Consider the following 16,218-nt stretch of genomic DNA (forward strand, 5'->3'; position numbering starts at 1 on the left):
CCGACCCGTCCGGCTTCACCCGGATCTTCACGTTGTAGTCCACAACCCGCTTCACACACACAAGAAGCTTCATTCGTCTGTCCTCATCACAGGTCAGATCCGGATATGGCCTATAACCATCCCTCCGGACATATAGGAAAAAGGCGGATGGGACCCTAGAGCATCGGACCCGAAAGTGGAATGCACTTTCGGGTCCGATGCTCCTTTGCGGGCAGCGCATCGTTCGGAGCGGAAAGCCCGATCTGCTCTTCCGCACGATGCGCTGGCGCTCAGGTCCCGGTTTCAACGCGGCGCTTGCAGTTCCTGCGCCTGGACGCGGGCGAGCACGGGATCGTAGCGGCGGCGCATGAAGGGGATGAGAATAGCGCCCACAATGAAGCCGCCAAGATGGGCAAACCAGCCCACGCTCTCATCTCCGCCCATGAAGGCCGCGACGAGCTGGAGGACGAACCAGAAGCCGATGGTCCAGTAGGCCGGAAGGTGCAGCGGAATGCCCTTCAGGAAAAGGCCCCAGATCTTCACGCGCGGATAAAGGATGAGATAGGCCGCGACCACGCCGGACACGCCGCCGGAGGCTCCGATCAGGGGTCGGTGCGGTTCCGCCGTGATGAAGGCATGGGCAAGGCTCGCGGCCATGCCGCAGAGCAGGAAGAACAGGATGAAGCGAAGATGGCCCATGGCGTCCTCCACATTGTCGCCGAACACCCAGAAGAACAGCATGTTGCCGATCAGGTGAAACAGCGAGCCGTGCAGGAAGATGTTGGTGGCAAGGGTCAGCTCGACCGGCACGAAGGGGGAGCCATCCGGCAGAAGCTCGGTGCCGAACAGAACGGACGGGATGAACCCGAGGCCCCCCACCACCGCGTCGGCTCCCAGGGGGCCATGGAAGGTGAGAAGATAGATGATCGTGCAGGCTGCAATCAGAGACCGCGTCGCGAGCGGCGTCTTCATGTGCTTGAGAGGGACACCGTCGTGAAGCGGTAAAAACATGATCCGCTCCTAAAGCATCGAACCCGAAAGTGGAATCCACTATTGGGAGTAGCCGATGGTCATTCCCTCAGGCGGCGCATCGCTTTGGGGCGAGCCCGGAGCGCCGCCCGATGGGCTTAGCGGTTCTGGCCCGGCACCCAGAGAACGTCGAGCGCGCCTTTATCGTTGACGTAGCGGGATGCGACGAACAGAAAATCGGAGAGCCGGTTCAAGTACTTCACGGCCTCCGGGGACACCTTCTCGTCCGGCTTCTCCGTGAGCTCGACCACATGGCGCTCGGCCCGGCGGCAGACGGTGCGGGCGAGGTGGAGGGCGGCGGCGGCCGGCGTTCCGCCCGGCAGGACGAAGGAGCGAAGCACGGAGAGCTCGCTGTTGAGCGCGTCGATCTCCCGCTCGAGGCGGTCCACCTGCTCCTGCGTGATCCGCAAGGGTTCATAGGGCAGGGGCTTGTCCGTCTCCACGGTGGCGAGATCCGCGCCGAGATCGAACAGGTCGTTCTGGATGCGGCCCAGCATCGGGTCGATCTCGTGCCCTGCGGTGTGGATCCGAACCAGGCCGAGGCAGGCATTGGTTTCGTCCACGGTGCCGTAGGCCTCGATGCGAAGATCGTGCTTGGGCCGGCGTCCGCCGGCCGCAAGCGCCGTCGTGCCCTGGTCGCCGGTGCGGGTGTAGATGCGGTTCAGAACGACCATGAGGAGCCCGGAGGTTGGGGGTCAGCTAGAAGGAATACCCGACCCGCGCGCCGATATTCGTCAAGCCCTGGCTTTCCGAGCAGGTGCCCCCATCGGACAGGTGCTCGATGGTGGCCAGCACGCTCCAGTTGGCCGACAGCCGCACGCCCACGGAGCCGGATTCACGAAACAGCGGTGAGCAGCCGAGCGTCTTGCGGTCGGACAGGGGGTGCGACGAGTCCTTGCCGTTGTGGACGGCGCCGCCGAAGCTGCCTTCCACGAAAATGTCGGGGGTCACGTCGATGGTCCAGGACAGGCCCGCATAGGCGAAGCTCGTGCGTCCGTCGAAGTTCAGGCTGCCGCCCACATGCGGCCGAGGGATGAAATAGCTGGTGAACAGGTCCGATGCGGTAAACGGCTTCGCAAAAAGAATTTCGCCCGTGAGATTGGCGGAGCCGTCGCGGCCTTCCGTGCCCCAAGGATCCTGAGCGGACAATCCGAAACGGAACTCCGACAAAAGGCTGGGCTGGGATCGTGCTTGGGAAGAAGCTGCTTGCCGCTTGAAGTCGGAGCCCAGGACGCCCGATGATCCCACGGTCAGGATCAGGAGGCTCAAGCCTATGGCTGGACTGATGCGCATTAAGAGATCCACAACTCAATAAAAACTGAGGCCATGAGGCTACGCCGTTATGGCTAACGATCTCTTAATACAAACCATGGCGAAAACGTGTCAACACGGAGATGGCTAAGCCGCCCTCCACCAGATTACGCCCATGATCACGATGATTGCCAAAAACTGAAGCAGAACACGCACTCGCATGAGATGCTGCGACCGATTGGCATTGCCCCCGCGCAGCATGTTGAACAGCCCAAGAAGCAGCACGAAGGCCACGGCGAGAACCGCTACCGGCACAAGCAAATCAGCAAAACCTGTCATCGTGATTCCATGTAGGGGTCCGGGCGACCGAGGCCCGAACCCGGGGAGAGACAAGAGCCTCGTTTACCCTGATTTCAGTTTCTGCGCAGCAGCCGCTCGAAATAATCGAGCTCCTCCTGCGAACGGGTGGGGTCTCCCAGCTTGCGGCGCAGTTCCTCGAGGATGCGCTGGGCCCGCTGGGCGGGCGACGCGTTGAGGCCAGGCACGTCCACGCGGCCGTCGGAGTAGTCCCGGTTGCGCGTGGGCCGTCCCAGAGGATCCGTATCCCGCTGCGAGGCCTGCCCTTGGCCCTGGGGCTCACCCTGGCCGGGCTGGTCGCCCGCTTGCTCGTTCCCCTGGCCTTCGCCCTGCTGCATCTGCTGGGCCATGCCCTGCATGCCGCGGCGGAGGTTTTCGAGCGCCCGGCCCTGGGCATCGACGGCCGGGCCGTCCTGCCCCTGTCCGAGGGCGCCTTCGGCATCGCGCATGGCCTGCTCGGCCTCGCCGAGGCCCTGCTCGCCCTGCATGCCCATGCCCTGCATCCGCCGCTGGAGCTCCTGCAGCCTTTCCCTCAGGGCTTGCTGCCGCTGCCCGAGGCCCAAGGGATCCTCGTTCTCTCCCCCCTGGCCGTTCTCGGCCTGCTCCTGGCCCTCGCCGGGCTCGCCCTGTTGGCCTTGCTGGCCCGGCTGCCGCTGGCCCTGCTGGCGCTGACCCTGCTGCCGCTGCCCCTGGCGGGGAGAGTTGCGGTCGCCCTGCTGCATGCGCCGGTTCTGGCCGTCGCGGAACGTCTCGTCGCGCAGGGTCTGCTGCTCGCGGGCCATGTCCTCCAGGTCCTGCATGGCCTGGTTCATCTCGCGCCCGAGCGGGTCGGTCATCCGGCTGTTGGGCTGGGCCGTCTGGAGGTTCTCCAGGATGTTGCGCAGCTGCTCGAGGAGGCGCTGGGCCTCGGCCACGTCGCCGCGGCGCATGGCCTCCTCCATCTGCTGCAGCATGCGGTTGAGGTCGTCCTGCGAGATCGTCCGGTCGGGAGGCGTGCGCTGGTTCTGCGATTGCTGGTTCTGCTGGTTCTGCTGCATGCGCTGGGCGAATTCGCGCAGGAACTTGTCCATGGCCTGCCGCAGCTCTTCGGTGAGGCGGCGCATCTCCTCGTTGGGCGCTCCCCGCTCCATCGCCTCCCTCAGGCGCTCCTGGGCAGCGCGCAGTTCCCGCTCGGCATCGGACAGCCCGCCATCCTCGATCTGCAGCGCCATGGTCCACAGCCACTCGGCCACATCGAGCAGGTCCTGGTCGGTCTTGGCCGCGCGCAGGCGCTCGGTACCCGCCCGCAGGCCCATGAACACGCCCCATTGCGGGGTGTAGCTCTCGGGCGCGATCAGCAGCGCGTCGAGGGCCACCTGGACGCGCTTGCGGTCGTCGGGCGCCAGCACCAGGTTGCGCCGCTGCTCCACCAGCGCCTTGGCCAGCGGATTGGTGAAGGGGCGCTGCGGCAGGGTGAAGTTGATCGCCGGGCTGGTGGCCTCCTGGCCCGCCTCGTCCTTGGCCTTGAGCCGGATGGTCACCGGCGCGCCGGCCCAGGCGTGGTTCGTAAGATCGACCGGAGACTTGGTGTCCGGAGCGTTCTCCTCGTGGCCCGGGAGGGCCAGGGTGAGCTGGGGGGCAGGGACCAGGGAGCGGCCCTTGCTGTTGTCGGCCTTCTCCACCGTGCCTTCGAGCGACGCGATGCCGTAATCGTCCTTGCCCTTGTAGATCAGCGTGAAGGTGCCGCGGGCGTTCACCTCGGGCGGGCCGGTAAAGGCGATTTCGGGCAGCCGGTCGGGAATGGCCTCGATGGTGAGCGTCACGCTCTGGGCAAAGCCCGTGCTGACCGTCAACTCGCTCGAGCCTTCAAGGGTGTAACGCTCCTCGCGCATATCGGCGCGCTGGTTGCCCTTGGCCGGCAGGGCCGTCAGCCCCTTGCCCGGCGTGACCTCCGCCTTGCCCTCGCCGGCGATGCGGATGACCACCGTCGAATGGATCGGCGCGCGCAGGTTCTGCCCCCTGGCGAGGTCGATCATGAGCGGGGGGCTGCGGGTATAGAGGGGCGGGTCGATCCAGCCGTCGATGCGGAAGGACGGGGAGGCCGTCTCGATTTTTCGCCAGTCGAAGGCGGCCGCAAGGCGCAGGCCGATCTCGGGGCCTGCAACGAAGGCGCTCGTCACCACCGCCAGAAGGCCCGCGGCCCGCAGGGCATAGCGGTCGCGCCGGGCCATGTCGGGGCGCGGCAGTCCGACGCGCATCCGGCCGATGGTCTCCTCGGCGCGCTTGCGGTGCAGGGCCCAGAGGGCCTTTGTGCCCGGATCGGTGGAGCCCAGCGCCAGGGTGTCGTCCAGAACGCGGGCGGGGCCGTTGCTGAGGCCGGTTTCCCGGTCGAGGCGATCGAGGGCGCGGGTGCGGCTGGGCATGCGCAGGCGAAACAGCGGCCAGAGCGACAGGACGAGAGCCACCCCGAACAGGGCCAGGCCCACGGTCCGCCACAGGGGCGAGGCATCGAGCCAGAGGCCGAGCCAGGACAGGGTGAGGAACAGAAGGACGATCGCAAGCGGCAGCCAGAGGCGAGGCCAGGCCTCCTCCCACCACAACGACCAGCGCGCATGGGTGATCAGGCGCCCGAACCGCTGGTTCAAGGGGCTGCGCCCAGGCGTCGGGTTCGGGCCATCGCTCATGCAAAAACTCTCCCGCTGCACGTCCTGTGCAGGCACCCCCTGAGGAAAGCTAGCACGGAGGACCCGGATGACCAGCGGTCAAATGGGCACACAGGTTCAAGAAGAGGTGACCGGCTGCCACGCTTCGGGGGCGGGAGCCCTGGTCTGGACATACGGCTCCCGTTGCGGCAGGTGAGTCCTTGACCCGGTAAACTTTATATTATTACAAGCAAGTTTAAACGGTTCCAATATAACAAATTTTCGTGGGGCGGGTTCATGGCGACCATTCTTCTGACATCCAACACCATTGCAGAGAATACCGAAGGTCAGGTGCGGATCGGCACTCTCAGCATACAGGACCGTCCCGACGAGACTTTTATCTTCACGCTGGACAGCGAGTTGTTCGAAGTCGTTCCGGATGGCGAAGGCTCCTATGGCCTCTGCCTGAAATCGGGCGTCACCCTGGACTTTGAATCCGACCCGCAGTTCGAGCTCGCCATCACGGTGACCGACGGCGCCGGCGACCCGGTCGAGGTTGATCCGGTCATCGTCGATGTCACCGATGTGAACGAGGCCCCCACGGACATCGCCATCCTGGGCGGTTCCGTTGCCGACAATGCGGATCTCGGCACGCTGGTCGCAACGCTGCAGGGCGAAGACCCGGATGAAGGCGACGCGCTGACCTACACCTTCGTCAAGAGCGGGCAGGATCATACCGAACAGTCCCACGCTATGTTCGAGATCGTCGGTGACGAGATCCAGGTGAAGGGTGACCTCTCCGTCGGAACACACAGCTTGTGGGTCAAGGTTACGGATTCAGGCAATCCCGCGCTGTCCTACGTGCAGGAGATCACGCTCACGGTCACCGTTGGGAACGAGCTTCCCGAGGTCACCTTCGACCTTGCGGATGTGCCCGAAGGAGCCGGGGCCGGCACCGTCGTGGGGACGCTCGCGGTCAGCGATCCCGACGGGGATGACGTCACCTACAGTCTCGTCGAACTCGATGAGAACGGCATCGAACGCCCCAGCACCATGTTCCGTCTCGATGAGAACGGCAACGTTCTGGTGATGGACGGAGTGAAGCTCTTCCAGAAGGATGGAGCCTATCCGAGCTTCACGGTGAAGGCATCCGACGGGGTGGACACCATTCGCTCAACCTATGAGGTCCTGCTGGCCGAGAACCAGGAGCCTGTGCCTGCATTCGAAAGTGAGGAGCTGAGCAGGGTTGTGCAGGAAGGCACGCTCGTCGGCGTGCTCAGTGCGTACGATGAGGAGAGTGATACCGTCATTTTTGCGCTCGAGGGCGTCAGTGCAGACCTGCTCGACCTTCAGGACAATGGCGATGGAACCTGGAACGTCGTCGTCAAGGCAGGCGTCACGCTGAAATACCCCGACCACACAGGCTTCACGGTTGCCGTATCCGACGGCATCAACAGTTTCACGGAAACATTCCACTTCAACTACCTGAACGAGAAGCCGACGATATCCTTCGAGGCCGCAGAGGTTGTCGACGGCGCCAAGGCGGGCACCGTCGTCGGCACGCTCACCGTGAGCGATGCTGAAGGATATGATGTCGAACCCATCCTTTCCTCCGCCAGTGCGGCGGTGTTCGACCTTGTGGACAACGACGACGGTACGTGGAGCGTCGTTACCAGGAGCAGGCTCGATAAGAACAACTCTGCCCAACTCGAATTTACGGTCACGGCCTCCGACGATGAGAATTCCGTCGTCGAAACCTATGAGCTGGCCATCGGGGACAATCAGGATCCGGTGGTGAGCTCGACCCCCCGAAGAGTAGTGGAAGGATCGGGCGCGGGCACGATCGTCGGGACTGTTGCCGCAGAGGATCCGGAAGGTGACGAACTCAAGTACAGCTTGGTTGGCAGCAGTGCGCAGCTGTTCGAGCTCAAGAAGAACGGCGGCAGCTACGACATCGTTCTTCGGGCCGGAAAGGCGCTCGACTTCGAAAATCAGGATCATCATTTCGTACAGATGAAGGTCTCCGACGGTATCAATACCGTGGAGGAGACCCTTTATCTCGAGCTCGTCAATGTGAACGAGGACCCGGCGGTGACCTATACGGCGGTGCAGGTGAACGAAGGCGATCGGGGCGGGATAGTTGTCGGCAGGCTCTTTGCAACGGACCCTGAAGGGGATGATGTCAGCTACGAGCTGTCCGAGGGGGCTGAACTGTTCGATCTCGTGGACCGGGGCAACGGCCGCTACGACATCGTGACCCTCGATGACGTGAAGCTCGATTACGAGAACAAGGCTCATCACGCGCTGCGCATCATCGCGTCCGATGGCGAGAACGAACTTTCCAAGTATCTGAAGCTCGATATGACCGATCAGGTCGATCTGGTGATCGGGAGCAAGCGCAGCGATAGCCTGAAGGGCGGGACGGGAAGCGACATCCTGAAGGGACTGGCTGGAAATGATACGCTTTCCGGCGGCTCCGGAGATGACTGGCTCTATGGCAGTTCAGGCAAGGACATTCTGACGGGCGACAAAGGCAAGGACGTCTTCGTGTTCGACACCAAGCCGAGCAAGAAGACGAACCTGGACACGGTTGCGGACTTCGATGTGAAGGACGACGCGATCTGGCTGGACAACAAGGTATTCACCAAGCTCGGCAAGGCGGGTTCCGCCGCCGCACCGGCAACGCTCGGCAAAGGGTTCTTCAAGGTCGGCGACAAGGCCAGGGACAAGGATGACCACCTCGTCTACAACAAGAAGACCGGCATCCTCAGTTATGATGCGGACGGCTCAGGGTCGAAGGCGGGCGTCGAAATCGCACAGCTGAAGAAGGGCCTTGCCCTGAAGGCCGCCGATTTCTTCGTGATCTAGAGCATTTCTCGGCGAAGTGGGTCCAGTTCGCCGAGAAATGCGGAAACCCAAAGTCCAGAGCCGATCAAACCAAAAGGCCTCGGCGGGAGCACCGCCGAGGCCTTTTGGTTTGGCGCCTCACGGGAGGCGAGGGCAGGTTCTCACGCCAGCCAGCCCGGAACCCGATCGAGACCGATCAGGTCATCATAGGCCGGGCGGGCGCGCACCACCGCGTGGTCTGCGCCGCGCACGAGCACCTCGGGCACGAGCAGGCGGCTGTTGTAGGTGTTGGCCTGAACGGCCCCATAGGCGCCCGCCGTCATGAGCGCGATGAGATCGCCGGCTTTCACCGCAGGCATGTCGCGGGACAGCGCAAGGTAATCGCCGGTTTCGCACACGGGGCCGACCACGTCGGCAACGATGCGGGGCGTATCGGGGGAAGCCTCGACGACGGGCTTGATGTCGTGGTGGGCCTCGTAGAGCGTCGGGCGGATAAGGTCGTTCATGGCGGCATCGACGATCACGAAGGGCTTGTCGGCGCCCTCCTTGACGTAGATGACCCGGGTTATGAGCACTCCCGCATTGCCGGCGATCAGGCGCCCCATCTCGAACACGAGCTTGAGGCCGAGATCCCGGGTGTGGCGCTTGATGATCGCCGCATAGGCCTGCGGGTCCGGCGGGGGATCGTTGTCCTCCCGGTAGGGCACGCCGAGGCCGCCGCCGACGTCGATATGGTGCAGCTTGTGTCCGTCGGCCATGAGGTCGCGGGCGAGCTCCGCCAGGAGGGCGGTGGCGTTGTCGAAGGGGGCGAGATCCGTGATCTGGCTGCCGATATGCATGTCGACGCCCGTAACGGCGATCCCCTTGAGGGCCGCTGCCCGGGCATAAACATCGCGGGCGCGGGAAATCGGAATGCCGAACTTGTTCTCGGACTTGCCCGTCGAAATCTTGGCGTGGGTCTTGGCGTCCACATCCGGGTTGATGCGGATCGACACGGGCGCGCGCATGCCCTTGGAGGCCGCTACCTCCGACAGGGCTTCGAGCTCCGGCTCGGACTCCACGTTGAAGCACAGGATGCCGCTCTCGAGCGCAAACGCCATTTCCTGGCGCGTCTTGCCCACGCCGGAGAACACGATGCGGTTCGCCTGTACGCCCGCCGCCAGAGCGCGGCGCAGCTCGCCCTCGGACACGATGTCCATGCCGGCGCCGAGCCGGCCGAGGGTCCTGAGCACCGCCTGGTTGGAGTTTGCCTTCATGGCATAGCAGACCAGGGCGTCCGTATCGGCAAAAGCCTCCGCGAAGACGCGGTAGTGCCGCTCCAGGGTGGCGGAGGAGTAGCAATAGAACGGGGTGCCGACCTCATCCGCGAGACGGCGCAGATCGACGTCCTCCGCGTGGAGGACGCCCTCACAATAGGCGAAATGGTGCATCGAACGGCCTAGAGCAACGGATCGAGAATAAAGGGCTTGTTGGGAACGGTGGGGCCCCGGTTGGGACTGCCGGAGCGGGGCGTCCCCACAGGGGAGGGCAGGGTCGCGTCGCTTGTCGTCGCCTGCTGCTGGGTCTCGGCGGCCGGAGCCGACGCATTCGGCGGCGGCTCGAGCGCACCGCGGCGGCCGCAGGCCGAGAGACCGAGAACGAGAAGGCCCGCAACCAGAGCGATGCGGGGGAAAGTCAGGCTGGACGACATCAACAGGCTCCGAAACGTGGCGGCACCATAGCGGGAAGCGGTTTGAGATGCGAGAGGCAAGGTGACGAAGACAACAGCCCTGGCGCTCCACGGCATCGTGATGGCCCAGACAGCCCGGTTCAGCATCAGGGACTTGAGGCTCGAGCGGAAAAGCGCCACATGACGGGCCATGTGGAATGCATCGAGAACCCGGAAAGTCTGGGCCGCCGCCATCGTTGCTCTCGTCCTCCTGGGGGCAGGGGCTTGGTACGGCTTTGCGCCCCGTGATCCCATGGCCGCAGGGGTTGCGGAGTGCCGAGCCTCGCAGCCTGTCGCCGAGCGCCTCAAGCCCCTGGCCCGGGGCGAGGTGGCCGCCGTCGGCGTGAGCCAGGCGCCCAAACCGCCTCCGGCGATCTCGTTCGCGGGTCCCGACGGGCAGGCGATGAGCCTCGCGAGCTTCAAGGGCAAGACCATCCTGGTGAACCTGTGGGCCACCTGGTGCGTCCCCTGCCGCGAGGAGATGCCGGCCCTCGACAGGCTGCAGGCGGAGCTGGGCGGCCCCGATTTCCAGGTGGTCGCCATCAACGTGGATACCCGCAACCGCGAGAAGCCCAAGGCCTGGCTGCAGGAGAACGGGATCCGGAACCTCGCCTACCACGCGGACCCGGAAGGCAAGCTGCTGCAGGTGCTGCAGAAGTCGGGCCATGTGGTCGGTCTGCCGACCACCTTCGTGGTCGATGCGTTAGGCTGCGAGGTCGCGCTGCTCAAGGGGCCGGCCGAATGGGCCTCGAGCGATGCCGTCGCGTTCATGAAGGCCGCCTTGAACCGGCCTTAGGCCGGAAAGGCCCCGCCGCCGTCCGGAACGCCGGGCTCGCCGGAAAAGGGGGGCTTCAGAAGCCGCCAGGGACGGTCCATGGCCCCGCGGGCCTCGCCCCGCTGGAGCCGGCGCGGGGTGCCGTCGGCCAGGATCTCCTCGATGACGAGAAAGCCCAGCGCCTGCAGCATCACGGCCGCCGTCTTGGTTGCCTTGTCGTCGGTTCGCACGGAAAGCGCGCCTGCGGCGTAGATCCGCTCCAGCAGGCTCTTGGGGTGGTGCGCCACGCTCGCGCGCGGCTTGAAGGCGACGACGTTCGTCTCCTGGTCAAACATGGAAAGCCCCCGGTTTCGGCCGCTGCGTGGTTTTTATCGCTCACGGCTTCGATGCAGTCAGACCCGCATTGTGCCGGAAACTGAGCCGTTTAAGGAATGCGACATAAGACGCCCCCGTTCCAGGGGGGAGCCGGGGCCTAAAAAAGAAAAGGCGGGGCACCGGCCCCGCCTCGATGGCGTCTCGTCAGGGGCGCCGATCAGGCGCTCTGCTGAACCTGGATGCCCTTGTCGGTGAAGAGCTGCTGCAGCTCGCCGGCCTGGAACATCTCGCGGGTGATGTCGCAGCCGCCGATGAACTCGCCCTTCACGTAGAGCTGCGGGATGGTCGGCCAGTTGGAATAGTCCTTGATGCCCTGGCGGATGGTCTCGTCCTCGAGCACGTTGACGCCCTTATAGGGCACGCCGAGGTAGTTCAGGATCTGGACCACTTGGCCCGAGAACCCGCACATGGGGAATTGCGGCGTGCCCTTCATGAAGAGCACGACGTCGCTGGACTTCACTTCGTTGTCGATGATCTGGTTGGCGTCAGCCATGGAGGTCTCCTTCATCCCGGCGGTCAAGGCGCCGGGCTTCGTGCTTCAATTGTCGGGTGCCACGGTCGTTAATGCAAGGGCATGAAGCACGCCGCCCATGCGTCCCTGCAGCGCTGCATAGACCATCTGGTGCTGCTGAACCCGCGACTTGCCCTTGAAGGCGGAGGAGGTGACGGTGGCGGCGTAGTGGTCGCCGTCGCCGGCCAGATCCTTGATCTCGACCACCGCGTCGGGAAGGGACGCCTTGATCAGGCTCTCGATTTCACGGGAATCCATCGGCATGCATCAAACTCCTCAAGCCTTGCCGGCCATGTAGTTCGGCAGCCAGGCTTCGTGCGCTGCCTTCAATTGCTTCAAGGATATGGCCTGCCGACCCGGCAGAATCAACGCATCGCCCCCCGTGACGCCCAAGGTCACGGCCGGAATGCCCACGGCGCCGGCCTCGTAGAGGATGTCGGCGGCGAGATCCTCGTCGACGGCGATGAGGTAGCGGGCCTGATCCTCGCCGAACAGGAAGGCGTGGAGGGGCAGGCCCTCGGGCGCGGTCGTCACCGACGCGCCCACCCCGCCGGCGATCGCCATCTCGGCAAGCGCCAGGCCGATGCCGCCGTCCGAGAGGTCGTGGACCGTATCCACCTGGCCCGAGCGGATGAGCTGGCGCACGAACTCGCCGTTGCGCCTCTCTTGCACCAGATCCACCGGCGGCGGAGCGCCTTCCTCGCGGCCGCAGATGTCGCGCAGGTAGATCGACTGGCCGAGCCAGCCTTGGGTTGCGCCGATCAGAATGATCGCGTCGCCCTCGCGCTTGAACGCGACCGAGGCGTTCACCGTCACGTCGTCGAGGAGGCCGACGCCGCCGATGGCGGGTGTCGGCAGGATGCCCTGGCCGTTGGTCTCGTTGTAGAGGGACACGTTGCCGGACACCACGGGGAAGTCGAGGACGCGGCAGGCCTCGCCGATGCCTTTGAGGCAGCCGACGAACTGACCCATGGATTCGGGCCGCTCGGGGCTGGCGAAGTTCAGGTTGTCGGTGATCGCCAGCGGCAGGCCGCCCACTGCCGTGATGTTGCGCCAGGCTTCCGCCACCGCCTGCTTGCCGCCCTCGAACGGGTCGGCCTCGCAGTAGCGCGGCGTCACGTCGGTGGTGAGCGCCAGGCCCTTCGGCCCGTCCTCCACGCGCACGATGGCAGCATCCCCGCCGGGCGTCTGCACCGTGTTGCCGAGGATCAGGTGGTCGTACTGCTCCCACACCCAGCGCTTCGAGCACTGGTCCGGCGAGCCCACGAGCCTCAGGAGCGCCTCGGCCTCGGAGACCGGGGCCTGCACGCTGTCGGGCGCGATCACCGGCTGCCTGGGGCTTTCCACCCAGGGGCGGTCATAAAGGGGCGCTTCGTCGCCCAGCTCCTTGATGGGAAGGTCGGCCTTCACCTCGCCCTCGTGCTTGATCACGAAGCGGAGCGTATCGGTGGTCTTGCCGATCACCGCGAAGTCGAGGCCCCATTTGTGGAAGATGGCTTGCGCCTCCTGTTCCATGCCGGGCTTCAAGACCATGAGCATGCGCTCCTGGCTCTCGGACAGCATCATCTCGTAGGCCGTCATGCCCTCCTCGCGGCAGGGCACCCTGTCGAGGTCGAGCTCGATGCCGAGATTGCCCTTCGCGCCCATCTCCACCGCGGAGCTGGTGAGCCCGGCCGCCCCCATGTCCTGGATCGCGATCACCGCGCCCGATTGCATGAGCTCCAGGCAGGCCTCCAGCAGCAGCTTTTCGGCGAACGGATCGCCCACCTGCACGGTGGGGCGCTTTTCTTCCGAGGCATCGTCGAACTCGGCCGACGCCATGGTGGCGCCGTGGATGCCGTCGCGGCCGGTCTTGGAGCCGAGATAAACGATCGGGTTGCCGATGCCGGTGGCCTTGGCGTACCAGATCTCGTCCGTGCGGGCGAGGCCCACCGCCATGGCGTTGACCAGGATGTTGCCGTTGTAGCGCTTGTCGAAGCCGACGGAGCCGCCGACGGTGGGCACGCCGAACGAGTTGCCGTAGCCGCCGATGCCGGCCACCACGCCGGAGACCAGATGCGGGGTTTTCGGGTGATCCGGCTCGCCGAAGCGCAGGAAGTTGAGCGCCGCGATGGGGCGCGCCCCCATGGTGAACACGTCGCGCAGGATGCCGCCCACGCCCGTCGCCGCGCCCTGATAGGGCTCGATGAAGGACGGGTGGTTGTGGCTCTCCATCTTGAAGATGCAGGCGAGCCCGTCGCCGATATCGATCACGCCCGCGTTCTCGCCCGGACCCTGGATCACCCAGGGGGCCTTGGTGGGCAGGCCGCGCAGGTGGATGCGGGAGGACTTGTACGAGCAATGCTCGTTCCACATGGCCGACACGATGCCGAGCTCGGTGATGGTCGGCTCGCGGCCGATCAGGTTCACGAAGCGCTCGTACTCATCGGGTTTGAGCCCGTGCTCCTTGACCAGCTCCGGGGTGATGGCGACGTCGTTGCGGATCATCGGGGTCTCGCGATTTGAGCATTCTCAGGCGAAGTGGGAACCGGTTCGTCGCCCGAAGAATGCAACCAATACGTTCAGTGTTCAGGCGGCGCGGGAGAAGGACGACACGAGGCTCTCGAACAGGCCGCGCCCGTCGGTGCCGCCCACGAGGTCCTCGATCAGGTTTTCCGGATGGGGCATCATGCCGAGCACGTTGAGCTTGTCGGAATAGATGCCCGCAATGGAATTCATGGAGCCGTTGCGGTTGGCGTCGGTCGTGATGTGCGCTTGAGCGTCGGAGTAGCGGAAGGCCACCAGGCCCTCGCCTTCGAGGCGCTTCAGGGTCTCGTCGTCCGCCGTGTAGTTGCCCTCGCCGTGCGCCACGCAGACGTCGATGGCCTGGCCCTTGGCGTAGGCCCGGGTGAAGGCGGTGTCGTTGCGCTCGACCCGCAGGAACTGCCGGTGGCAGATGAACTTCAGGTTGGCGTTGCGCATCAGGATGCCGGGCAGGAGCCCGGATTCGCACAGGATCTGGAAGCCGTTGCAGATGCCGAGCACGAGGCCGCCCCGCGCCGCATGGGCGCGGACCGCATCCATGACGGTGGCGCGGCCCGCAATGGCGCCGCAGCGCAGGTAGTCGCCGTAGGAGAAGCCGCCCGGCAGGACCACGAGGTCCGTGCCCTGCGGCAGCTCGGTTTCGGCATGCCAGACCTTCTCGGCTTGAGAGCCGGCCGATTTGAGCGCCCGCACCACATCGCCTTCGCGATTGGAGCCGGGGAAGACGATGACGGCGGATTTCATGGAAGCCTCACGCGATTTCGACGCGGTAGTTTTCGATCACGGTGTTCGCCAGGAGCTTTTCGCAGGCTGCCTTGAGCTGGGCCTCGGCCTGCGCCTTGTCGGCGGTTCCGAGCTCGATGTCGAAGACCTTGCCCTGGCGCACGCCGTCGATGCCCTCGACGCCGAGCGATTTGAGGGCGCCTTCGATGGCCTTGCCTTGAGGGTCGAGAACGCCGTTCTTGAGGGTCACGGTGACACGCGCTTTCATGGGGGCCTCGGGCTGTTTCAGATGTGCCCCACGCCATAAAGCCATTGGGCCCAAGAGACAACGGGCTCGGAGCACGATCCGGTGAAGTGGAGGCCGGTTCACCGCAAGATCATGCGGTAAACCTGTAACTCTATGAGCCCAATTCGCGGGCAGCCACCTGACGGGCCGTCTCCTGCACAGCCTGGGCATCCTCGCCGATCACCAGGACGACCGACAGGGTCTCGCCTTCGCGCCGTCCCAGAGCCGCCCCATAGGCTGGGCGCCTGGCGCCGTCCGAAGGGGCCAGATCGATGGCAAAGCCCGGATAAGGCGCCCCTGTCAGGCGCTCGACCGCAATCCGCGTCCGAACCGGCTTCTGCCGTCCGGCGGGCGAGCGCAGGGCGCGGGCCAGGCGCTCCGGATCCGCCAGGATGGCCTCCGTGACCTGCGCGTCCCTGCCCGTGAGGCGGACGACGCCCACGGCGAGGCCCGGGCTGCATTCGGGCGGGGCGCAGAAGGAGAGGGCGACCGGCTCGGCCCGATCCTCGGCGAGCCATTTGCGCAACGGGAGCGCATCCCACGGCGCGCCCGGCGGGACGCCCGCAACGGGCCGGGGGATGTAGCCGCAGCCGGCGACGGACAGGGCAAGAACCAGGATGAGGGAGACGGGACGCAACAGGCGGAGGAGCATGGCCTCTATCTATGCGCAAAATGGGCCGGGAGGGGAAGAGCGTGCCGTTTTGCCTGTGACAGCCCTGCCGTCATCCGCCGACATGCTCCGTGCGGCCCGTTCTTGCCGGCCCCTCGCGCATGCTCGTCCCGAGAGGCTGAACCCGCTGTTCTGCCGCCTCCCGAGCCTTCATCCCGAGGAGCAGCGCTCTGCTCGTCGGCCAAGGATAACGTTGAGGCTTTCATCCCCGGCGGCAGAAGGCCGGAGAGGCATCCACTTCCAAGCGTGGTGTTATGGATTCCCTTCCCCTCCGCTTCGCTCCGGCCGGGAATGACACCGAGGGGAGCGCCATGAGGTTAGCGCCACCCTGTCATCCCCGGCGAGCGCAGCGAGGGAAGGGGATCCATAGCCGCTGACGGTGCAAGAGGAGCACAGCCGCCCGGCGCCATCTCAAGCGCCAGTGTCTTGGTTCCGGCTCCCCGCCTGCCCAGGCATGACAGGGCTGAGCCGGTGCAATGTTCCACCTTTGTTCTTGACATCTGCGGCAACCTTAGCTATATCGTTGCACAGCCTGGTCCTGACGAGGGGCGCGCTCGCGAGGC

16 protein-coding genes are annotated in these 16,218 nt (G+C 65.3%); 2 read left to right on the forward strand and 14 right to left on the reverse strand.

The window, feature by feature from the left end:
- Nucleotides 1–282: 282 nt before the first annotated feature.
- The 5 genes from JKG68_RS26470 to JKG68_RS26490 form a co-directional block, all read right to left on the reverse strand.
- Nucleotides 283–990, reverse strand: coding sequence for a rhomboid family intramembrane serine protease (locus JKG68_RS26470; RefSeq protein WP_202064736.1), 708 nt, complete (start codon nucleotides 988–990; stop codon nucleotides 283–285).
- Between the two features lie 116 nt (nucleotides 991–1,106).
- A complete protein-coding gene (locus JKG68_RS26475) occupies nucleotides 1,107–1,682 on the reverse strand; it encodes a cob(I)yrinic acid a,c-diamide adenosyltransferase (RefSeq protein ID WP_202064740.1) in 576 nt (191 codons plus the stop codon).
- Between the two features lie 25 nt (nucleotides 1,683–1,707).
- Nucleotides 1,708–2,301 carry an acyloxyacyl hydrolase gene (locus tag JKG68_RS26480; protein ID WP_202064742.1) on the reverse strand — a complete coding sequence of 198 codons (594 nt, stop codon included), beginning with the start codon at nucleotides 2,299–2,301 and terminating at the stop codon, nucleotides 1,708–1,710.
- 105 nt (nucleotides 2,302–2,406) lie between these two features.
- Nucleotides 2,407–2,598: a twin transmembrane helix small protein gene (locus JKG68_RS26485; protein ID WP_202064745.1), complete on the reverse strand. Its 192-nt coding sequence runs from the start codon at nucleotides 2,596–2,598 to the stop codon at nucleotides 2,407–2,409.
- Between the two features lie 74 nt (nucleotides 2,599–2,672).
- The gene (locus JKG68_RS26490; RefSeq protein ID WP_202064747.1) at nucleotides 2,673–5,279 is read right to left on the reverse strand and encodes a TIGR02302 family protein; all 2,607 of its coding nucleotides are present in this window, start codon (nucleotides 5,277–5,279) and stop codon (nucleotides 2,673–2,675) included.
- A gap of 255 nt (nucleotides 5,280–5,534) precedes the next feature.
- On the opposite strand from JKG68_RS26490, the gene JKG68_RS26495 reads away from it, so the two are divergent.
- On the forward strand, nucleotides 5,535–8,105 hold the full coding sequence (locus JKG68_RS26495) for a hypothetical protein (RefSeq protein WP_202064749.1): 2,571 nt from the start codon (nucleotides 5,535–5,537) through the stop codon (nucleotides 8,103–8,105).
- Between the two features lie 140 nt (nucleotides 8,106–8,245).
- Here JKG68_RS26495 and lysA read toward each other — a convergent pair whose 3' ends face one another.
- On the reverse strand, nucleotides 8,246–9,514 hold the full coding sequence (gene lysA, locus JKG68_RS26500) for a diaminopimelate decarboxylase (protein WP_202064750.1): 1,269 nt from the start codon (nucleotides 9,512–9,514) through the stop codon (nucleotides 8,246–8,248).
- A gap of 8 nt (nucleotides 9,515–9,522) precedes the next feature.
- Nucleotides 9,523–9,945 (reverse strand): LPS translocon maturation chaperone LptM, encoded by a 423-nt coding sequence (gene lptM, locus JKG68_RS33830; protein WP_246515890.1) that lies wholly within the window; start codon nucleotides 9,943–9,945, stop codon nucleotides 9,523–9,525.
- Between lptM and tlpA the strand changes: the two genes are divergently transcribed.
- A complete protein-coding gene (tlpA, locus tag JKG68_RS26510; RefSeq protein ID WP_281399229.1) occupies nucleotides 9,944–10,588 on the forward strand; it encodes a thiol:disulfide interchange protein TlpA in 645 nt (214 codons plus the stop codon). The two genes, lptM and tlpA, sit on opposite strands and share 2 nt — an antisense overlap.
- Here the strand turns inward: tlpA and JKG68_RS26515 are convergent.
- The 7 genes from JKG68_RS26515 to JKG68_RS26545 all read right to left on the reverse strand — a co-directional run bounded on the left by JKG68_RS26515 (nucleotide 10,585) and on the right by JKG68_RS26545 (nucleotide 15,637).
- Entirely contained in the window at nucleotides 10,585–10,902 is a 318-nt protein-coding gene (locus JKG68_RS26515) for a hypothetical protein (protein WP_202064751.1), read from the reverse strand. The genes tlpA and JKG68_RS26515 overlap by 4 nt on opposite strands.
- Nucleotides 10,903–11,099: 197 nt before the next feature.
- Nucleotides 11,100–11,435, reverse strand: coding sequence for a Grx4 family monothiol glutaredoxin (gene grxD / locus JKG68_RS26520; RefSeq protein ID WP_202064756.1), 336 nt, complete (start codon nucleotides 11,433–11,435; stop codon nucleotides 11,100–11,102).
- 45 nt (nucleotides 11,436–11,480) lie between these two features.
- A complete protein-coding gene (locus tag JKG68_RS26525; protein WP_202064758.1) occupies nucleotides 11,481–11,717 on the reverse strand; it encodes a BolA family protein in 237 nt (78 codons plus the stop codon).
- Nucleotides 11,718–11,729: 12 nt separating this feature from the next.
- On the reverse strand, nucleotides 11,730–13,940 hold the full coding sequence (purL, locus tag JKG68_RS26530) for a phosphoribosylformylglycinamidine synthase subunit PurL (RefSeq protein ID WP_202064759.1): 2,211 nt from the start codon (nucleotides 13,938–13,940) through the stop codon (nucleotides 11,730–11,732).
- Nucleotides 13,941–14,021: 81 nt separating this feature from the next.
- Nucleotides 14,022–14,720 carry a phosphoribosylformylglycinamidine synthase subunit PurQ gene (gene purQ, locus JKG68_RS26535; protein WP_202064760.1) on the reverse strand — a complete coding sequence of 233 codons (699 nt, stop codon included), beginning with the start codon at nucleotides 14,718–14,720 and terminating at the stop codon, nucleotides 14,022–14,024.
- A 7-nt stretch (nucleotides 14,721–14,727) separates the two neighbouring features.
- Nucleotides 14,728–14,967 (reverse strand): phosphoribosylformylglycinamidine synthase subunit PurS, encoded by a 240-nt coding sequence (gene purS, locus JKG68_RS26540; RefSeq protein ID WP_190847026.1) that lies wholly within the window; start codon nucleotides 14,965–14,967, stop codon nucleotides 14,728–14,730.
- A gap of 130 nt (nucleotides 14,968–15,097) precedes the next feature.
- Nucleotides 15,098–15,637: a hypothetical protein gene (locus JKG68_RS26545; RefSeq protein ID WP_202064761.1), complete on the reverse strand. Its 540-nt coding sequence runs from the start codon at nucleotides 15,635–15,637 to the stop codon at nucleotides 15,098–15,100.
- Between the last annotated feature and the right edge of the window lie 581 nt (nucleotides 15,638–16,218).

The sequence above is a fragment of the Microvirga aerilata genome (assembly GCF_016743775.1).
GTDB lineage: Bacteria > Pseudomonadota > Alphaproteobacteria > Rhizobiales > Beijerinckiaceae > Microvirga > Microvirga aerilata.